At 61.9% G+C, this 20,199-nt stretch carries 18 protein-coding genes and 1 pseudogene; 18 read left to right on the top strand and 1 reads right to left on the bottom strand.

Features of this window, described 5'->3' with window-relative positions; translation table 11 throughout:
* Position 1 precedes the first annotated feature (1 nt).
* Positions 2–1,222 (bottom strand): annotated as a pseudogene (locus tag LUA85_RS08900) (Tm-1-like ATP-binding domain-containing protein).
* A gap of 110 nt (positions 1,223–1,332) precedes the next feature.
* Here LUA85_RS08900 and LUA85_RS08895 point away from each other — a divergent pair.
* From LUA85_RS08895 to LUA85_RS08810, 18 genes are all read left to right on the top strand, one after another.
* A complete protein-coding gene (locus LUA85_RS08895; protein ID WP_231468881.1) occupies positions 1,333–2,133 on the top strand; it encodes an IclR family transcriptional regulator C-terminal domain-containing protein in 801 nt (266 codons plus the stop codon).
* A gap of 71 nt (positions 2,134–2,204) precedes the next feature.
* Positions 2,205–3,245, top strand: a complete 1,041-nt coding sequence (locus LUA85_RS08890; RefSeq protein ID WP_231468879.1) for an NAD(P)-dependent alcohol dehydrogenase — start codon at positions 2,205–2,207, stop codon at positions 3,243–3,245.
* 58 nt (positions 3,246–3,303) lie between these two features.
* The gene (locus LUA85_RS08885; protein WP_231468878.1) at positions 3,304–3,849 is read left to right on the top strand and encodes a VOC family protein; all 546 of its coding nucleotides are present in this window, start codon (positions 3,304–3,306) and stop codon (positions 3,847–3,849) included.
* 118 nt (positions 3,850–3,967) lie between these two features.
* Positions 3,968–5,002, top strand: a complete 1,035-nt coding sequence (locus tag LUA85_RS08880; RefSeq protein ID WP_231468875.1) for an MFS transporter — start codon at positions 3,968–3,970, stop codon at positions 5,000–5,002.
* Positions 4,963–5,226 (top strand): hypothetical protein, encoded by a 264-nt coding sequence (locus tag LUA85_RS08875; protein ID WP_231468873.1) that lies wholly within the window; start codon positions 4,963–4,965, stop codon positions 5,224–5,226. The genes LUA85_RS08880 and LUA85_RS08875 overlap by 40 nt, the downstream gene beginning before the upstream one ends.
* A gap of 14 nt (positions 5,227–5,240) precedes the next feature.
* Complete coding sequence (locus LUA85_RS08870) at positions 5,241–6,170, top strand: helix-turn-helix domain-containing protein (protein ID WP_231468871.1); 930 nt, start codon at positions 5,241–5,243, stop codon at positions 6,168–6,170.
* A gap of 161 nt (positions 6,171–6,331) precedes the next feature.
* On the top strand, positions 6,332–8,833 hold the full coding sequence (locus LUA85_RS08865; RefSeq protein WP_231468869.1) for a TonB-dependent receptor: 2,502 nt from the start codon (positions 6,332–6,334) through the stop codon (positions 8,831–8,833).
* A 59-nt stretch (positions 8,834–8,892) separates the two neighbouring features.
* Positions 8,893–9,426, top strand: coding sequence for a 2,4'-dihydroxyacetophenone dioxygenase family protein (locus LUA85_RS08860; RefSeq protein ID WP_231468867.1), 534 nt, complete (start codon positions 8,893–8,895; stop codon positions 9,424–9,426).
* A gap of 11 nt (positions 9,427–9,437) precedes the next feature.
* Positions 9,438–9,974, top strand: coding sequence for a 2,4'-dihydroxyacetophenone dioxygenase family protein (locus LUA85_RS08855; RefSeq protein ID WP_231468865.1), 537 nt, complete (start codon positions 9,438–9,440; stop codon positions 9,972–9,974).
* A gap of 7 nt (positions 9,975–9,981) precedes the next feature.
* Positions 9,982–10,515, top strand: a complete 534-nt coding sequence (locus tag LUA85_RS08850) for a 2,4'-dihydroxyacetophenone dioxygenase family protein (RefSeq protein ID WP_231468863.1) — start codon at positions 9,982–9,984, stop codon at positions 10,513–10,515.
* Between the two features lie 32 nt (positions 10,516–10,547).
* Positions 10,548–11,405, top strand: a complete 858-nt coding sequence (locus LUA85_RS08845; protein WP_231468860.1) for an SDR family NAD(P)-dependent oxidoreductase — start codon at positions 10,548–10,550, stop codon at positions 11,403–11,405.
* 10 nt (positions 11,406–11,415) lie between these two features.
* A complete protein-coding gene (locus LUA85_RS08840; protein WP_231468858.1) occupies positions 11,416–12,423 on the top strand; it encodes a zinc-binding dehydrogenase in 1,008 nt (335 codons plus the stop codon).
* 175 nt (positions 12,424–12,598) lie between these two features.
* On the top strand, positions 12,599–14,233 hold the full coding sequence (locus tag LUA85_RS08835) for an alpha-amylase family glycosyl hydrolase (protein WP_231468856.1): 1,635 nt from the start codon (positions 12,599–12,601) through the stop codon (positions 14,231–14,233).
* A 206-nt stretch (positions 14,234–14,439) separates the two neighbouring features.
* Positions 14,440–15,888 (top strand): glucose-6-phosphate dehydrogenase, encoded by a 1,449-nt coding sequence (gene zwf, locus LUA85_RS08830; RefSeq protein ID WP_231468854.1) that lies wholly within the window; start codon positions 14,440–14,442, stop codon positions 15,886–15,888.
* On the top strand, positions 15,881–16,507 hold the full coding sequence (locus LUA85_RS08825; RefSeq protein ID WP_231468851.1) for a 6-phosphogluconolactonase: 627 nt from the start codon (positions 15,881–15,883) through the stop codon (positions 16,505–16,507). Before zwf ends, LUA85_RS08825 begins: the two co-directional genes overlap by 8 nt.
* Positions 16,504–18,327 (top strand): phosphogluconate dehydratase, encoded by a 1,824-nt coding sequence (gene edd, locus LUA85_RS08820; RefSeq protein ID WP_231468849.1) that lies wholly within the window; start codon positions 16,504–16,506, stop codon positions 18,325–18,327. Before LUA85_RS08825 ends, edd begins: the two co-directional genes overlap by 4 nt.
* Positions 18,328–18,377: 50 nt before the next feature.
* Complete coding sequence (locus LUA85_RS08815) at positions 18,378–19,346, top strand: glucokinase (protein ID WP_231468847.1); 969 nt, start codon at positions 18,378–18,380, stop codon at positions 19,344–19,346.
* 63 nt (positions 19,347–19,409) lie between these two features.
* Entirely contained in the window at positions 19,410–20,192 is a 783-nt protein-coding gene (locus LUA85_RS08810) for an enoyl-CoA hydratase-related protein (protein ID WP_231468845.1), read from the top strand.
* Positions 20,193–20,199: the final 7 nt, after the last annotated feature.

Here is a 20,199-nt window from a genome sequence, read left to right as displayed (position 1 = left end):
TTCAGGCCTTTGCAGCCAGCATTTCGCGCGATGCGGCGATTACCGCATCGGAAAAGGCTTCATCGTTGAAGTGGGCGTCGATGGCAGTAACCGGCACGGTATCGGGCATCACCTTGCGCAGATATGCGGCGAAGGGACCGGGTACGGAAAGGTCGAGGAGATGCCCCGCGCTGCTGTCGTGGCTGGAAAAGCCCTGTAGCGGAGTGAATACGCGGACCGGGCCTTTGGCATCGCGCACATTGGCGGCAAGGTGATCGGCGAGCTATTCAAGATCGCTGACGGTGGTTCTGACGGCGGTGAGTTGCGGGTTGTGTTCGTGATAGCGCCGTCCGGGAAACTGTGCGCGTGAGATTTCCAGCGGACCGCCTATGATGAAATCGGCATTTCCCAGTGCGATGATCGTGGGGATGCCCTTGCGCAAGGCTGCGCGCCCGCGATCAGGCCCCGCATCGGCAAGGCCGCCGTTGAGGTGATCGAGGATTTCGGTCTGCGACAGATCGAGCACCAGTGCCACATCCTTGTCGGTTGCTAGGCCGTCGAGCGTGGGGCCGCCAGCGCCGGAGGAGTGGAACACCATCACTTCGCAGCCATCACCTTCCAGCGTCTTGCGGATGCGCCTTACGCTGGCTTCGGTGGTGCCCAGCATGGTGACGAGAACGAGCGGCCTGCCTGGGCCGGGGTCTGGATCATAGCCTCTGGCCATGCCAGCGACGGCGTGGGCAGCATTGCGAAAAACATCGCGGCTGATGGTGTTGATGCCGGAAATATCGGTCACCGCGTTCATCATCGCGATATCCTTCACCCCCATGTAGGGCTTGGTGAAGCCTGAGGCCATGGTGGACACGATCAGCTTGGGCAGCCCGTAGGGGAAGGTCTGCATCAGCGCGCCCGCAAGCGCCGACCCCATCGAGCCGCCGACGGCAAGGATGCCGCTGACCGGCCTTTCCGCCGTCCAAGCATGGGCAGCGGCGATTGCGCCCCGGATCATCGCATCCTGGCATTTGCCTTCATGGCCAAGCGCGCGGACCTGTTCGATGGTGGTGCCCGCGGCTTGTGCAATCATTTCGGGCGAGATCTCTGCCCCGCCGTGGCTGCGGCGGACGCTGGGATCGAGGTGGACCACGTCTACGCCTGCCGCTTCCAGCACGGCACGGGTAAAACGGGCTTCTTCGTCCTTGGTATCCTGGGTGCAGATGAACAGCACACTCGGCTTTGCGGTCATGGTTATCCTCTCCGTTCCCCCTAGCTGCGACACTATGGTTGACTTTGCACGGGGGTTTCGGGATTTTGCGTTCCATAAGGTGAAACATTGAATTCACCGGGAGAGGGATCATGCTGGACCGCAAGGTCAAGACCGTGCGCGCGCTGGAGCGCGGGCTGGATGTGCTGGTGGAGGTGCAGACCCGCAAGGCGGCAAGCCTGCACGAACTGCATCTGGCGACCGCGCTACCCAAGGCGACGCTGCTGCGCATGCTGGTGACGCTGGGACAAAAAGGGCTGGTCTGGCAAAGGCTGGCCGATGGCGCTTATCTGCCACATGTCGATTCGATCGAACGCGCTCCGGTAACGTCGTCCGCGCATATTGCCGAAGTGGCATCCCCGCACATGAAGGCGCTGTCGACGCGGGTGGCATGGCCTTCCGTGCTGGCCGCACCGCGGCTGGATCACATGGAGATCCTTGAGACCAACAGTCCGCTGTTCCGGCTGGATTCGGCAATCCTTGGCCCGGTGGGGATCAAGCTTTCGTACATCCATACCGCAACCGGCCGCGCCTACCTTGCGGCGTGCGGCGATGCAGAGCGCGATTCGATCATTGATCGCCTGCGCCCGCGCAACGCGCCCGAAGGGAGCGAGGCGGATTTGCGGCGCATGCTGGAGCAGGTCCGTCAGCGCGGCTATGCCACGCGCGATCCGACGCTGCCCTGGCCGGACAGGTCGAAGCAACTGGTGCTGCGCGACGGACGCCGCTCCATGGCGGTGCCGATCACGGTGGCCGGCGCGCCGATCGCGACGATCAATGTGACCTGGCCCGGACGCCGGGGTGCTGACGAACAAGTGGTGCAGCGGCATCTCGATGCGTTGAAGGCGACGGCGCAGTCGATCGGACGGGCGCTTGAGATCAATCCGAACTAACAACTGGAAAAATTGGTTCACCTGGTGAAATCTGTTTGTCTTGCTGATTAATTCCTGACGCCGAATGGGTGATGATCCCATGCAGGGAGAAGGAAACGATGCGGCAATGGCTGGTAAGCAAGGGCGCAACATCGCTGAACGATCTGCGTCTGGTTGATGCCGAAGTGCCGCAGCCGGGACCGGGCGAGGTGCTGGTTCGCGTACGGGCCTGTTCGCTCAACTATCGTGACCAGATCATACCGCTTGGCCTGTATATGGGCGGTGTGGTGCCCCATGACACGGTGCCGCTTTCAGACGGAGCGGGCGAAATTGCTGCGGTGGGTGAAGCGGTGACGACGGTTGCCGTGGGCGACCGCGTGGCCGGGATATTCTTTCAGGACTGGATGGACGGGGCGCCCAATCCCGGCATGGGCGTGGCACTGGGCGCGCCACCTGCGCCGGGGATGCTGCAGGATTATGTCGTGTTGCCCGAACGGGGTGTGGTGCGGATTGCACAGAGCCTTGGGTACGCGCAGGCCGCTTGCCTGCCATGTGCGGGCGTGACCGCCTGGAACGCGCTGATGGAAGGCCCGCGTCCGGTCAAGCCCGGCGCGAGCGTACTTGTGCTGGGCACGGGCGGGGTCTCGCTGCTGGCGTTGCAGATTGCCAAGGCTGCGGGCGCACGGGTTATCGCGACATCGTCGTCGGACGAGAAACTTGCGCGGGTTTCGGCGATGGGCGCGGACCATGTGATCAATTACCGCACCACGCCCGAATGGGGCGCGGAGGCGGCGCGGCTTGCGGGCGGCGGGGTGGATCATGTCATCGAAGTGGGCGGCGCGGGGACGCTGGCGCAGAGTATTGCTGCGGTTGGTTTTGCGGGGGAAATCGCGCTGATCGGTGTGCTGACGCGCGAGGGCAATACATCGCCCCACGGGCTGATGTTCAAGGGCGCTTCGATCCGGGGAATTTTCGTCGGGTCCAAGGGCATGGCACGGCGATTGAACGATTTTGTCGACGCGCACGGGATCGAGCCGGTGGTGGATCGGGCATTTTCGGTCGAACAGGCGCTGGATGCTTACGCTTACCAATCATCGGCGGCACTTTTCGGGAAAGTCGCGATAACGCTTTGATCCGGTACAGAAAAGCGCCGACCGCCCACAGAGGCGGGGGCGCAGGAGAGGATAGACGATGGCGAGCTTGCTCGGATTTGGCCAGCCTTTTGGCGGCGTGATGCAAACCGCATTTGTGGTGCAGGACATCCGCGCCTCCATCACCCACTTCCAGCGCGATTGCGGTGCCGGGCCGTTCTTTCTGCTCGATCACTTTCTGGGGCCGGACCAGCTCTATCGCGGTGCACCTTCCACGGCGGATGTGACCATCGCGATGGGCTTTGCCGGACACATGCAGATCGAACTGATCCAGCCTTTGGATGACCATCCATCGGTCTATCGCGAAACGGTGAAACAGCGCGGATATGGCTTCCACCACTTTGGCATTGCGTGTGCCGACGTGGACGCCGACCTGCCCGGTTATGTGGCGCGGGGGTATGAACTGGCCTTTCGTGCAGCAGTGCCGACCGGGGGCAGCGTCGCCTATCTTGAGCGCGGCGATGCAGCCGCGCCGGGATTTCTTGAGCTGATCCCTGCCACGCCGGGCATGGATTCACACTTTACCGTGATGTGGCGCGCGTCGCTGGATTGGGATGGGACCGACCCGGTGCGACCATTCATTTGACCCGATGCGCGCTGGTCCCGGTCGGGCTGCGCGCCAATGCAAGAGAGGAGTGCGAAGGCAACCTAGAACGAAGGCAATGTCGGCAAGGAACCGACGAAGAGGTTTTTGGGAGAAAGCGATGCTGGCCAGTGCGAACAATCATGCCGGAGAGGCGCGCGGCAGGGGTTACCAGATATGGGTGACCGCGCTGCTGAGCCTCAATTTCGGCATCCTGTTCTTTGATCGCAATGCGCTCAATTTCCTGATGCCGTTCGTGCAACCGGACCTTCAATTGAGCAACACCCAGGTCGGCATGTTCAGCTCCGCGCTGTCTTTAACGTGGGCGCTTTCAGGATTGGCGGTCGGACGGATTTCGGACAAGCTGGGATCGCGCAAGCCGGTGATCGTCATTGCAACAGTGGCGTTCTGCCTGTGCTCGTTCATTTCCGGCGCAGCATCGTCATTCCTGATGCTGCTGGGTGCACGGCTGCTGATGGGCGCGGCCGAAGGCGGTGTGATGCCGGTAAGCCATTCGATGATCGTGGCTGAGGTCGCGCCGGAGCGACGCAGCATGGCGATGGGCGTGGCGCAGAACCTGGGATCGAACCTGCTGGGGTCCGGCCTTGCGCCCGTCCTGCTGGTGCCGGTAGCCGTTGCGGTCGGCTGGCAGACCGGGTTCTATCTTGCCGCGTTGCCGGGCCTGGTGACCGCAGCATTGATCTGGTTCACGCTGCGCGAACCGCCGATCGAAGCGCTCGACCATGACAATCCCAAGGTCACGCTGCGCGACGCTTTTGCCCATCGCAATGTGATCCTGTGCGCGCTGATATCGATCCTGCTGGTGTCCTATCTTGTCGTGTGCTGGGCGTTCATGCCGCTGTTCCTGACCAGGGAGCGCGGTTTCGCGCCGGAAACCATGGGCTGGCTCATGGCAACGCTGGGCATTTCGGCAGGGCTGGGCAGCTTCGTGGTGCCGGCAATCTCGGATGCGATCGGACGGCGCCCGGTGATGATCTTCTTTTCGTTCCTTGGTGTGATCCTGCCGCTGAGCACGATCTACTATCAGGGACCGACCGCGGTGCTGGCGGCAATCTTCTTCTTTGGAGGGGGTTTAATGGCCTGTTCCCGATGTTCATGGCGACGATCCCTGCGGAGTCAGTCGATCCGCGCCTGACTGCGACGCTGACCGGCGTGGTCATGGGCGCGGGCGAAGTGCTGGGCGGCGTTCTCGGCCCGCTGTTCGCCGGTGGTCTGGCCGATGCCTATGGTTTGGATGCGCCGCTCTGGCTGATGCTTTGCTGCACGGTGCTTGCGGGAATTTGCACACTGGGCCTGATCGAATCCGCGCCGCGCGTCGTGGCGCGACGCAAGTCTCCGGCACTCGCAGCCGGTTATTGATACGGGAGAAGAACATGAGTGCGCTTCTCAAATTCCACACAAGGGACGTGGCCCCGGCAGACCGGGCACGATACTGGAACGAGATAGCCGACCGGGTCTTTACCGGCACTTTCATAAACGTGCCGGGTGAGGATTTTGCCGGGCGGATGCTGACATGGCGGGTTGGCGATCTTGACATGATCCGAACCGATTCAACGCGTTCAGCAGTGGGGCGAACGCCGGTGGTGCAGGATGCCGAGCGGCTGATCCTGCATCTGCAATGCCGGGGCACCAGCAGCCATGGTCAACGCAATGCGGAATGCGCGCTGGAACCAGGCGATTTCGTTCTGGCCACACCGCACGTGCCCTATTCGATCCAGTTGACCAGACACGAAATGCTGGTCGTGGAGTTTCCGCGCGCACCGCTGGCGGAAAGGTTTCCCGGCGTGGACGATGCCTTGCTGCAACGGATGTGCGGCGCAACACCGGGCGGTCGGGTGTTCCACGACTTTCTGCTTTCACTGTGGCAACAAGGAGAGCGATCCGCCGAAGATCCCGAATGGGAAACCGGCGTGAATGCGGTGTTTTATGATCTTGTCGCACTGGCCATGCGCGGAGCGCAGCGCCCGATGGCCGACATTGGTGAAGCAGCATTGCGCAAGCGCGTTCTGACAATGGTCATGGCCAATCTGGAAGACCCGATGCTGCGCACGGCATCGATTGCGGACGGGTGCAGCATTTCGGTACGGACGGTGCAGAACGTGTTCGCAGCGATGGGAACGACGCCGACCGCCTATATCGTCGATCAGCGACTCCGCCGGGCGGCGGACCGGCTGGTGGCGCGGCCCGATGCCAGCATCACCGAGATCGCATTCGATCTGGGTTTCAATGACAGCGCCTACTTCACACGGTGTTTCCGTCATCATTTTGGCGTTGCACCCCGCGACTGGCGTCTGGGCAAATAGCTTCCGGGATCGCGGCTTTATCGGGGCCTTGCGCCGCAGTCCTGTTTGGCTTGCGCGCCAGTGCAAGCGAACAACCAGGCACCCCTCTAAAAAGCAGTCAGTAATGCAGGTTCAAAAGCAATCGTCCTGCGACAACGGGTATGAACAGGGAGAGGAAAATCATGAAGTTTGCTTCGGTTTCCGTAGCAGCGTTGGCAGCAGCCATCGCGATGCCGGCACATGCACAGGATCAGGCCGAGAGCGAGCCTGGCGGCGGGATCGCGCAGATCGTCGTTACTGCACAAAAGCGTGCGGAAAATGTCCAGGACGTTCCCATCGCGATTTCGGCGTTCAGTGCGGATGCGCTTCAGGAGCGCGCGGTCAGCAGCGTCGCATCTCTGTCTAACATCTCACCCAACGTGACGCTTGACGCGGGCACACCGTTCTCTGGATCGAGCGCGGTACTTTCCGCCTACATTCGCGGTATCGGTGCCAACGATTTTGCGTTCAATATCGACCCCGGCGTGGGCGTCTATCTTGATGGCGTTTATCTTGCCCGTTCAGTTGGCGCGAATCAGGACCTGCCAGACGTCGAGCGCATCGAAGTGCTCAAGGGACCGCAGGGCACGCTGTTCGGGCGCAATACCATCGGTGGTGCGATCTCTATCGTGACGCACGATCCGGGCGATGAATTCCGCTTCAAGGGCGATGTCACAACCGGGCGCTTCGGCCTGCTGCAAACGCGTGGAACGGTTGACCTGCCGCTGTCCGAAAGCCTTGCGGCTTCGGTGAGCTTTGCCACCAAGAACCGCGATGGCTACGTCAAGCGCATTCCGTTTCCAGGGGCATCGAACTTCGATTCCACACCCGTCACGAATTACAAGGCCGCAGGTTACGGCAACATCGGATACGGCAGTGAAGGCGGCGACAATACCTGGAACCTGCGTGGCAAGCTGCGTTTCGACAACAAGTCGAATTTCCGGGTCTCGCTTTCGGGCGATTACATGAAGGTGGATCAGTCCCAGCTTGCCAACCGCGTGATAAGCACAACCCCTGCCGTTTTTGCCGGGACGTATAACTGCGCAATCGAGGGCATTGTCGTTGGCGATTGCGGCGGCGGCCCGCCTTCATTTGCCTATCTTGGCGGGATCGGCGGCCTTACCTCGATCTTCGACAACCCGACCGTGTTCGGCGTGAACGTGGACGCCGATCCGAACAACGACCGCCTGCCTTACGACAACCGCTTCGTCACCAGCGACATCGACACCAGCTACGCCAATGGCAACAACTATTCGAAGCTGACGTCATACGGTGGTTCGGGCACGGTCGAGTTCGATCTTTCCGACACCGTGATGCTGAAGTCGATCACGGCCTACCGCGAATTGCACTGGAATGTGGGGATGGACATTGACGGTTCGCCGCTCAACTTCCTGCACACCAGCTTCACGATGAACCAGTATCAATTCAGCCAGGAACTGCAACTCAACGGCTCGGCGCTGGACAAGAAGCTGAACTATGTGCTGGGCGCATACTTCTTCAAGGAAGCGGGAGATCTGCACGACTATGTGACTTTCGCCGAAGGTCTGCTTCAGGTCGATGGGCCGAACGACCTGTCCACCAAGAACTACGCGTTCTTCGGTCAGATCGATTATCGGCCAACCGAGCAGTTCGGCATTACGATCGGCGGCCGATATACCAAGGAAGACAAGGAATTTGAAGGCTTCCAGGGCGATGCCAACGGTCTGACCTACAAGATTCTGAATCAGGTAGGTGTTCCTGAATGCGCTTCGATCAACCCGATCTCCGACGCCTGCCGCATTGCTGCGGGGTTCCCCAATCCGGGTGAGCCGCTGCGCTACTACATTGCGGGCAGGCAGAAAAAGGCGTTCAGCAATTTTTCGCCCAAGATCGGCGTACAGTATCATCCGGTTGACGACGTGATGCTCTACGCCAGCTGGTCGAAGGGGTACAAGACCGGCGGCTGGACCACGCGCCTTTCCAATCCGCTGCCCACAGCCCCGGATTTTGACGAGGAAAAGGCAACGACCTGGGAGGTGGGCATCAAGTCGACGCTGCTCGATCGTCGCCTGCAGATCAATGCGGCAGCGTTCACGACCGAATACAAGGGTATCCAGCTGAACTTCCAGCAGGGCGTATCCCCCACCATCCAGAACGCAGGCGACGCGCGGATCAAGGGCTTCGAAGTCGAGGTGGTTGCAGCGCCAGTCGATGGGTTCCTGATCAACGCTTCGGTCGGATACACAGACGCCTATTACACCTCGGTCCTGGCAGGCGCGCAGGTTGCGCCCAATCCGTTCCAGGCAGGCGTGATCCCCGGTGGCGATCTGCCCAAGACGCCCAAATGGAAATTCAACATCAGCCCGCGTTATGAAGTGGGTCTTGGTGGTGACTCCAGGCTGGTCGTACTGGCGGACTACACGCACAGTTCGGCGCTTTGGAACGATACGGAGCGGGCCTATCTCCTGCAGCGTGCACCGACCGACATTGTCAATGGCAGCATAACCTACAAGTCGGGCGGAAGCTGGGACGTGACAGTGGGCGCGACCAACCTCACCGACGAGCGGTATCTGGTGACCGGGCAGGCGCAGATCGCCGGTGGCCAGTTCTACGGCACGTACAGCCGCCCGCGCGAATGGTACGCGCGTCTTGGCGTCGAGTTCTAAGCATAACATGAAGGTTCCGGGCGGAGTTCCGCTCCGCCCGGACGATCTGGAGAGAGACCATGCCTGAAGCGGCACACACGGAATTCTGGAGAGACTTGAAGCCGGTGGAAAAAGTGTTCCGCGAGGGCAGCCTGCCGGAAGTCTATCTGCCCAAGATTGCCGAGGGCGACGAACGCTATTGGGTGCCGATTTCGGAAACAGTGTTTTCCAAGCCGGTGTGGATCAGCCCATCGAAAAACATGTGGGCTGATGTGCTGATGAGCAAGGAGGCGGGACTGGTGAACCGCCATTACCACCCGCATCCGATCTGGGCCTATACCATCAGCGGCAAGTGGGCCTATCTCGAACACGACTGGACCGCGACCGCAGGCGATTTCGTGTACGAAACGCCGGGCGAGAGCCACACGCTGGTCTGTTATGAACACGAAGATCCGATGAAAGTGTTCTTCGTCGTTTCCGGCCCGCTGATGTGGCTGGACGAGGATGGCAACACCACCGGCCATTACGATGTGTTCGACTACATCAAGGCCGCGCGCGAACATTACGACAAGGTCGGCATAGGCGCCGATTATGTCGACACCCTGATCCGCTGAGAGGATTTCCCATGACCGTGATGACCGCGCCGCCTTCGAGCAAGGCCGAGATCGTTGACGTGCCGTTTGCGCACAAGGAACTGGTGGCGCGGCTCAGCCCCGGCGGGCGCTATATCGATGCGCAGACCGATGTGGACAGCCCGTGGGTGCCATTCGGCGATAATGCTGCGATCAAGCATCTGGCGTTCGATGTGCGGCAAGGGCTGTTCTCGAACATCCTGTGGGTGAAGGGGCCGGGCGTGATCGGCACGCATTTCCATCGCGGCACGATCACCATGGTCTGCCTTGAAGGCAGCGTACGCTATCTCGAATATGATTGGGTGGCATCGCCGGGCGGGCTGATCCTGGAGACGCCGGGCGAAAGTCACACGCTGGTGACCGACCATCCGCAGGGCTGCAAGCTGTTCGGATGGATGCAAGGCCCGATCGACTTCTACGACGAGAATGCCGTGCTGGTGGATACCACCGATGTGTGGTGGTTCATCAATCACTACGAAACGCACTGCCGCGAGCACGGCATTGCGATCAACCCCAAGCTTTATCTCTGAGGACCATATGGGCACGATGAAAGCGCCCCCATCCGGGGCATACAAGATTGTAGAAGTGCCGGAACTGTACGGCGACCTGATCCGCGCCAGGGGCGTGGAAGGGACCTATGTCGGATCATCCGATGCCGAAAGCCCGTGGGTTCCGTTCGGGCCGAATGCGGCGATCCGGCATCTGGCCTTCGACGTTCGGGAGAACATCTACGTCAACATCCTGTGGATCAAGGGTCCGGGTGTGATCGGCACCCACAAGCACGGCGGCAAGGTGTGGGCGGTGGGGCTGGAGGGATCGTTCCGTTACCTTGAATACGACTGGATCTGCCGCGCCGGCGAATTCATCACCGAAACGCCGGGCACGGCACACACGCTGGTTACCGACGATCCAAACGGGATGAAGGCGCTGTTCCACATGCAGGGCGCAAACGAGTTTTTCGACGAGCACGGCAACCATGTCGAAACGCTCGACGTGTGGTGGTTCATGAATCACTACGAGAGCTACTGCAAAGAGCATGGGATTGCGATCAATCCGGCGCTTTACCTCTGACGGTGGCTACCTGGGTGCAAGCCTGAATTGAAATGAACATGGGGATGCCAATGGGAACGCTCGACAGGTTCGACATCAAGGGCCGCAGCGCCTTCGTGACCGGTGCAGCATCGGGCATAGGGCTGGCCTATGCCGAGGCGATGGCGGAGGCCGGTGCGCTGGTGACGCTGGCCGATATCGATGCCGACGGAGCCGAGCGCGAGGCGGCGCGATTGCGGGCGGCAGGTGCCGAGGTTCGCGCAGCAAAGGTCGATGTTTCGGACTGGGATCAGGTTGCCGCGGCGTTCGACGCGCACGATGCAGCCTATGGCGGACTGGATATCTGCTTTGCCAATGCGGGTGTCGATACAGGCGCAGGTTTCTGGAATCCGGCCGGGCATCGCAATCCCGATGGGCAGGTCGATACGTATGATCCCAAGCGCTGGGACCGGTCGATCCAGATCAACCTGAACGGGGTGTTCTATACCGTGAGCAACGCGGTGCGGATCATGAAGCAGGACGGCAGGCGCAATGGCCGGAGCGGCGGTGCGATCATCGCGACCGCATCGAATGCGGGGCTGGTGACAGAGCCGATTGTGGGGCTTCCCTATATGCCCGCCAAGGCCGGGGTGCTGCACATGGTGCGCGCGCTGGGGCTGGAACTGGCCGAGTTCGGCATCCGCATAAACGCCATCGCGCCGGGGCCGTTTGTGACCAACATCGGCGGTGGCTGGCTGAAGAAAGACCCGGTAGCGCGAGCCGCGTGGGATGCCATCGTGCCGCTGGGCAAAGTTGCGGAAACCGATCAGCTGAAGCCATTGGCATTGCTGCTGGCATCGGATGCATCGGATTACATGACGGGCAGCCACTGCGTGATCGACGGTGGCATGATGCTCGGCAAGTTCAAGTAGGGACCAGACCATGCGCGCCGCCGTGATGCAGGGGCTGCACCAGCCCTTGATGCTGGAAACCGTACCCGACCCGGTGCCGGGCGAAGGCGATGTGGTGGTCAAGGTGGGGCGCTGCGGCATCTGCGGATCGGATCTGCATATGACCGAGGACCCGGCATACGGACAGGGTGCCGGTTCGATCCTCGGCCACGAATTCGCGGGCGAGGTAGTTGCGCTGGGCAAGGGTGTGGAAGGGCTGGCGACCGGCGATCTGGTTTCGGTCATCCCGCTGAAAAGCTGCGGGCAGTGCCATGCGTGCAGGACCGGCGCGGTGCAGTGGTGCCAAGCGTTCGGGCTGCAGGGCGGCGGCTATGCCGAATACGCGCTGACCCGCCCGAACCAGTGCATCCGCCTGCCACAAAGCGCCAGCCTTGCAGACGGGGCGATTGTCGAGCCACTGGCGGTGGCGCTGCATGGGATTGCGCTGAGCCGGATGACGATCGGCGACAGGGTGCTGGTGCTCGGCGCGGGACCGATCGGGCTTGCCGTGGCCTTCTGGGCAAGGCGGTTCGGAGCGGGGCGCGTGGTCGTGCAGGACCTGAGTGAATGGCAGCGCATGCGGGCCTCGCAGATGGGCGCGCATGATTTTGTGGTGGAGCCTGCCGATCCGGTCGGGGCGGCGGAGCGCGCGCTGGGTGGCAAGGCGGACGTTGTGTTCGAATGCGTCGGGGTGCCGGGACTGATCGCGCAAGCGGTGGAGCAAGTGCGCCATGATGGCACCATCCTCCTGCTCGGCCTATGCACCCGGCCTGATACGTTCAACAGCTTTGCGATGCTATCCAAGCAAGTGAAACTTGTGACATCGGCATTTTTCACACGGCAGGAATATGAAGCGGCGCTCGATGCGCTGGATCGCGGGGCGGTGGAGCCGCGCCTGCTGGTGACCGATACGATCTCTCTGGGTGCGACGCCCGACATATTCGAAAGCCTGCGCCGCCGGACCAGCCAGTGCAAGGTGCTGATAGATCCGGCGGCCTGAGGCGTTTCAGGTGGCGATGCCGATGGTGGTGGAGGCGTAGTTGGTTCGGCTCACCGTGTAAGTGAACAGCATATCGCCTTCTGCGCATACGATTGCTGACAGAAGGTGTTGCCTGATTGGCTGGCCTTTGGCAGCCCTGCGCAGGTATCCATGCCCCGTTGGGAACTGCACAGCCATGACATCCGGCCCCGAACGCACGAATGCCCCTGAAGCCAGCGAAAGTGCGCCATGGTGGAAGGGGGCGGCGATCTACCAGATCTACCCGCGCAGCTTCTGCGATTCGAATGGAGACGGGATCGGCGACCTCCCCGGAATCACTTCGCGTCTGGAGCATGTGGCGCGGCTTGGCGTCGATGCCATATGGATTTCGCCGTTCTTCAAATCGCCGATGAAGGACTTCGGCTATGATGTGGCCGATTATTGCGATGTCGATCCGATCTTCGGAACGCTTGCCGATTTCGATGTGCTGGTGAAGCGGGCGCATGAGCTTGGCATCAAGGTGACCATCGACCAGGTATTCGCGCATACGTCTGACGAACATTCATGGTTCGTGGAAAGTCGGCAGGATCGCACCAATCCGCGCGCCGACTGGTATGTATGGGCCGAACCCAAGCCGGATGGATCGCCGCCGACGAACTGGCAATCGGTATTCGGAGGCCCGGCGTGGACGTGGGATGCGCGGCGGTGCCAGTATTACCTGCACAATTTCCTTTCAAGCCAGCCGCAGGTGAACGCGCACAACCCCCAAGTGCAGGAAGCGCTGCTGGGGGCAATGCGGTTCTGGCTGGATCGGGGCGTGGACGGGTTCAGGCTGGATGCACTGAACTTCCTGATGCACGATCTGGAGATGCGCGATAATCCGCCCGCCCCGGATGACGGGCGGCGCAAGACGCGACCGTTCGATTTCCAGTTGAAGATATTCAACCAGTCGCATCCCGGCATCCTGACGTTTATCGAGCGCGTACGCCAAGTCTGTGACGAATATGGCGCGGTGTTCACCGTGGCCGAAGTGGGTGGCGATCTGGCCGAAGCGGAAATGAAGGCCTACACCGCCGGAGAGACGCATCTCAACAGCGCCTATGGCTTCGATTTCCTTTATGCACCCGCATTGACGCCCCGGTTTGTGGGGCAGGCCGTGGCGAAATGGCCGGATGAGCCGGGCATGGGCTGGCCGAGCTGGGCTTTTGAGAATCACGATGCGCCGCGCGCGCTTTCGCGCTGGTGTTTGCCGGAGGAACGCGAGGCGTTCGGCCGGATCAAGGCAATGTTGTTTGCCACGTTGCGCGGCAACATCATCGTCTATCAGGGCGAAGAGCTTGGCTTGACGCAGGTGGATATTCCGTTCGAGCAATTGCAGGATCCCGAAGCCATTGCCAACTGGCCACTGACGCTATCGCGCGATGGTGCGCGCACACCGATGCCCTGGCAGGTGCAACTGGCCGAGGGGGGCTTTACATCGGGTGCGCCGTGGCTGCCTGTGGGGGAGGACAACCTTGCCCGTGCGGTGGACCGGCAGGAAGCCGACACCGGGTCGATGCTGAACCTGACAACTGCGCTTGTGCGCTTGCGGCGTGAGTGTCCGGCCTTGCGCATCGGGAATTTCACGGTGCTACATGCAGATGACAGCTTGCTGGCAGTGCGGCGAAAATCGGGCCATCAGGTGATTGCGGCGCTATTCAATCTTTCGGGCAGGGCGGTTGCATGGCCCGCCGGATTGGGCGAGGACGGAACCGTGCTGAGCGCGGTCAATGGTGCTTCGATCGGGCAATTGCCACCCTTCGGAGCATTGATCATCGAAGAACGCCCCTGATGCCGACCTGATCGGAAGTTGTAGTATCGTGCGGGATTGCGGTTTGCGATGGTGCGATGCACAATCATCGGTGCCCGCTTTTCCATGCATAGCTATCCTGCATACTTATGCGTGCTGAACCGGGATGTTTATGGGGCTAGGGCAGTGTCGCAGTGCGGCGGATGCCCCGGTACTACGGCCTGCAACGCCATGGGAGAATTGCGCCGATGATACAGACAAGCTGTTCCGCGCTGCTATTGTTCGGTGCAACCGGCGATCTTTCGCGCCGGATGCTGCTGCCTTCGCTTTACGCGCTGCACGAAGATGAACTGATCCGCCCCGACTTGCGCATAGTGGGCACCGCGCGTTCGGAACATGACGATGCGGAATTTCGCGAATTTGCACGTGAGGCGCTGGCGGAGTTCCTGCCCGATGACCGGCGCGACGAGGCCAAGCTGGCGTCTTTCCTCGATCGGCTTGAATACCAGACGCTCGATGCTTCGGATGTTGACGGGTTTGGCGGTCTTGCCGCCAAGCTGGGCGATACGTCGTGCGGGCTTTCGATCTTTCTTTCGACCGCGCCCTTTCTGTTCGAGCCGACGATCGAGGGCTTGCGCCGTTCGGGCCTTGCCCATGGCAACGTGCGGATCGGGCTTGAAAAGCCGCTGGGCAACGATCTGGCATCATCCACGCGGATCAACGATGCGGTGGCCGCCGCCTTTGCCGAGGAACAGATCTTCCGCATCGACCATTACCTTGGCAAGGAAACGGTCCAGAACCTTATGGCGCTGCGCTTTGCCAACATGATGTTCGAACCGTTGTGGAATTCAGGCGGGATCGATCATGTGCAGATCACGGTCAGTGAAACGGTCGGTCTTGAAGGGCGCAAGGGGTTTTACGACGATACCGGCGCGCTGCGCGACATGGTGCAAAATCACATGCTGCAATTGCTGGCACTGACCGCGATGGAACCACCCGCCAATCTGGATGCCACATCGATCCGCGACGAAAAGGTAAAAGTGCTGCGCGCCCTGCGTCCGGTGAAGGCCGAGGAAATGGTGCGCGGACAGTATCGGTCGGGCGCGGTCAGGGGTGCTTCGGTCAACGGGTATCAGGAAGACCTTGGCGAACAGTCGGAAACCGAAACCTTCGTTTCGATCAAGGCCCATGTAGACAACTGGCGCTGGACCGGGGTGCCGTTCTATTTGCGCACCGGCAAGCGGCTGAGCGAACGGCGCAGCGAAATCGTGGTCGAGTTCAAGCCGGTGCCGCACAATGTCTTTGCGGAACGCGGCGGGCGGCTGCGCGCCAACCGGCTGGTCATCCGCTTGCAGCCGGAAGAATATGTGCGGTTGCAGGTCATGGCCAAGGAGCCGGGGCTGGACCGAGGCGGCATCACCTTGCGCGAGGTCAATCTCGACCTGTCGCTGACCACCGCGTTTGCCAAGGCGCGGCGACGCATCGCCTATGAACGCCTGCTGCTCGATCTGATCGAGGGCGAACAGACCCTGTTCGTGCGCCGCGATGAAGTTGAAGCGCAGTGGCGCTGGGTGGACGGCATCCGCAAGGTCTGGGCCGAAACGGACATGGAGGCCAAACCCTATGTCGCCGGAAGCTGGGGCCCGAACGCCGCGATTGCACTGACAGAACGCGACGGACGAAGCTGGAATGACTGACCTTGCGCCTGTGACGGTGACCTGGGCCGAGCCGGGCGATGCGGCGGCGGTGGCCGAGCGGATCGCACAGGCCGTATCGGCACCCGGCCACAAACGAATCGCGTTTACCGGTGGATCGACGCCGATCAAGGTCCTGGCGCTATTGAAGGACCGGCCGCTCGACTGGGGCAGCGTGACGATTGCGCTGACCGATGATCGCTGCGTTCCTGACGATCATCCCGCCAGCAATTTCGGCAAGATTTTCGCCGCGCTGGGCAGTTCAGGCGCCGCATTCGAACGGCTTGTGGAAGGCGCTGAGGTTGCACCGTTCGATCTGGTGTGGCTGGGCATGGGCGAGGACGGGCATGTCGCCTCGCTGTTTCCCGAAATGGCGGCCCACGTCCGTCCCGGCCCCACGGTGATGGCCACAACGCCGATCCCCTTGCCGCCCGAAGCGCCGTTCGACAGGCTGACGTTGACCGTTCCCGCGCTGAAAGCCGCAAAGGCGATTATCCTTGTTGTGACAGGGGCATCGAAAAAGGCGCTGATCGAACGCGTACTGGCGGGGGACGATAGTTATCCCGTGGCGGATTTCCTGCGCGGGTGCGGCCCGCCGGTCACGATTTACTGGAGCGAATGATGGCCATGAACCCCACTGTCGAGCGCGTTACGCAACGGATCATCGAACGCTCGCGCGGATCGCGCGCGGCCTATCTTGATTTGATCGAACGGGCGCGAAACAGCGGGCTGAACCGGCCACAGCTTTCATGCGGAAATCTGGCGCATGGCTTTGCTGCGGCGGGTGATGACAAGGCCCTGATCAAATCGGGCAAGACGATGAACATCGGCATCGTCACCGCTTATAACGACATGCTTTCGGCGCATCAGCCCTATGGCCGCTATCCTGAACAGATCAAGCTTTTTGCGCGCGAAGTGGGGGCGACGGCACAAGTGGCGGGCGGGGTTCCGGCCATGTGCGATGGCGTGACGCAAGGGCAGGATTCGATGGAGCTATCGCTGTTCAGCCGCGATGTGATCGCCATGGCAGCAGTGGTGGGATTAAGCCATGCGATGTTCGAAGGCGCGCTGTTGCTGGGCATTTGCGACAAGATCGTGCCCGGCCTGCTGATCGGATCGCTGCGCTTCGGTCACCTGCCGACAATCCTCGTGCCCGCAGGACCGATGCCGAGCGGGCTTGCCAACAAGGAAAAGGTGCGCGTCCGCCAGCTTTACGCCGAGGGCAAGGTGGGGCGCGACGAACTGCTGGAAAGCGAGAGCGCCAGTTATCATACCGCAGGCACCTGCACGTTCTACGGCACGGCGAATTCCAACCAGATGATGATGGAGATGATGGGGCTGCATATGCCCGGATCAAGCTTCGTCCAGCCCGGCCTGAAGCTGCGCCAGGAATTGACCCGCGCCGCCGTGCATCGCGTGGCGCAGATCGGTTGGGACGGTGACGATTATCGCCCGCTGGGCGTATGCGTGGATGAAAAGGCCATCGTCAACGCCATCGTCGGGCTGCTGGCGACGGGCGGATCGACCAACCATGTCATTCATCTGCCTGCCATCGCACGGGCGGCGGGCATCCAGATCGACTGGGACGACATGGATGAATTGAGCCGCGTGGTGCCGCTGATCGCCAATGTCTATCCCAACGGAGCGGGCGATGTGAATGCCTTTGCCGCTGCCGGGGGTATGCCTTACGTGATCCGCGAATTGATCGGTTCGGGCCTCGCCCATGCCGATATCCGCACGGTCTATGGCGCATCGCTGGCCGAAGGCGCGCAGGAGCCGGTGATGGACGGTGATGCGCTACGCTGGAACCCAGCTCCGGCCACTTCGGGCGATGACAAGATGCTGCGCCCGGTGGAAGCGCCATTTCAGGCAGAGGGTGGTTTCCGCCTGCTCAAGGGCAATCTGGGGCGCGGAACGATCAAGGTAAGCGCGGTCGATCCTTCCCGCTGGACCATCGAGGCACCGTGCCGGGTGTTCCACGAACAGAACGACGTACTCGCCGCGTTCAAGGCGGGCGAACTGGAGCGTGATGTGGTTGTGGTCGTCCGGTTTCAGGGACCCGGCGCGAATGGCATGCCCGAACTGCACAAGCTGACGCCGCCGCTGGGCGTGCTCCAGGATCGCGGGTTCAAGGTGGCGCTGGTGACCGATGGACGCATGTCGGGCGCTTCCGGCAAGGTTCCGGCGGCGATCCACGTCTCGCCTGAGGCCTATCACGGCGGGCCGCTGGCAAAGCTGCGCGATGGCGATGTGGTGCGCGTTTGCGCCGACAGCGGCATGCTGGAAGCACTGGTGTCTGCTGCAGAATGGAACGCGCGGGAGCAGGCTGTTGCTTCGGGCAATGCCGAGGGCGTGGGCCGCGAACTGTTCGCGCTGATGCGGCGCCATTCGGACCCTGCCGAGCGCGGTGGTTCGGCCATGCTGGCAGCCGCCGGACTTTGACTGGACCGGACGTTGACTGGAATGGCGGGCATCCGCCGTTGGGGGACAGGATGAAGGTTGTTGCCGTCGACATTGGCGGAACCCACGCGCGTTTTGCGGTGGCCGAAGTGGCCGATGGCCGGGTCGTGTCGCTGGGGGATGCGGTTACGCTCAAGACCGCCGAGCATGGATCGTTTCAGCTTGCCTGGGAAGAGTTCGGCCGGATCGCGGGCGGTGGTCTGCCCAGGGCTGCGGCCATCGCGGTGGCGGGGCCAGTTGGCGGGGAAATCATCCGCTTCACCAACAATCCCTGGATCATCCGTCCTGCGTTGATCCCTGAAAAACTGGGTGCTGATGCCTATGTGGTGGTCAATGATTTCGCCGCTGTGGCGCATGCCGTGGCGCAAGCCGACAGTACGCATTTCGTCCATCTGAGTGGCCCTGACGTGGCATTGCCAAGGCAGGGCGTGATCAGCGTGGTGGGACCCGGCACCGGCCTTGGTGTTGCGCAATTGTGGCGCGATGGCGCGCAGTATCGTGTTCAGCCAACCGAAGGCGGGCACATCGATTTCGCGCCGCTCGATTCCATCGAGGACGCGATACTTGCGGGCCTGCGCAAGCGTCATCGCCGCGTTTCGGTGGAACGCGTGGTGGCAGGGCCGGGAATAGTTGATATTTATGAGGCGCTGGCGCTTTTGCACGGCGGGCCGTTCACGCCGCATTCCGACCGCGAATTGTGGGAACTGGGCACAGCGGGCAAGGACAGCCTGGCAGCGGCGGCGGTTGACCGCTTCTGCCTTTCGCTGGGCAGTGTTGCCGGTGATCTGGCGCTGGCGCATGGCGCGACCGGGGTGGTCATGGCTGGGGGGCTTGGTTTGCGGATCAAGGATGTGCTGATCCAGTCCGGCTTTGCTGACCGCTTTCGGGCCAAGGGCCGGTTCGAGGGACTGATGGCGGCAATCCCGGTGAAGCTGATCACGCATCCCCAGCCGGGCCTGTTTGGCGCAGCGGCCGCATTTGCCCAGAAGCACGGCACATGATGGCAATTGGTCTGACGAGCGGGTAGGTGCGGCCAAGTGCCAAGGCTGACAAGGGTGTTCACGATGGAATACAAGACCATTCTCGCAGAGCGGATCGGCGATGTCCTGAAAATCACGCTGAATCGCCCCGATCGCCTGAATGCCTGCCCGCCATCGATGGCCTTGGAGATTGCCGGTGCCGTGGCCTCGCTTGATGGTGCGCGTGCGGTGCTGATTACGGGAGCGGGCCGTGCTTTCTGTTCCGGGGCCGATCTTGCGGCGGAGGGCAGCAGTTCCATCGCCGGCGGTCAGGGTGCCCATGACGCCCTTGCACAAGCGTATAATCCCATGATGCTGGCGCTGGCCCGGCTTGATGTGCCGTTGATTTGCGCGGTGAATGGCGCGGCTGCCGGGATCGGCTGTTCGATAGCACTGGCAGCAGATTTCGTACTGGCGGCGCGTGGCGCCTATTTCCTGCAGGCGTTCGTCAACATCGGGCTGGTTCCCGATGGCGGCGCATCGTGGACTTTGCCCCGCATGATCGGCAAGGCGCGGGCCACCCGCATGATGATGCTGGGCGAAAAGATCGGTGCGGAAATGGCCGAGGATTGGGGCCTGATCTACAAAGCCGTGGACGATGACGAATTGCAGGACGCGGCGCTGGCGCTGGCCTCCAGGCTGGCTGCCGGGCCGACGGTGGCGCTGGGGATCATGCGGCAGAACCTGAACGCGGCGCTCATGGCGGACTATGCCAGCGCGTTGCAGACCGAAGCCGAGGGCCAGAAGCGCGCAGGCGACAGCGCCGATGCGCATGAGGGCACTGCCGCATTCCTGGAAAAGCGCAAACCGCTGTTCGCCGGAAAGTAGGCCGGTC

The organism is Novosphingobium sp. CECT 9465, from assembly GCF_920987055.1.
Classification (GTDB): Bacteria; Pseudomonadota; Alphaproteobacteria; order Sphingomonadales; family Sphingomonadaceae; genus Novosphingobium.
Note: the sequence above shows the minus strand (reverse complement) of the source record. Positions and strands in the feature narration are given on the sequence as shown.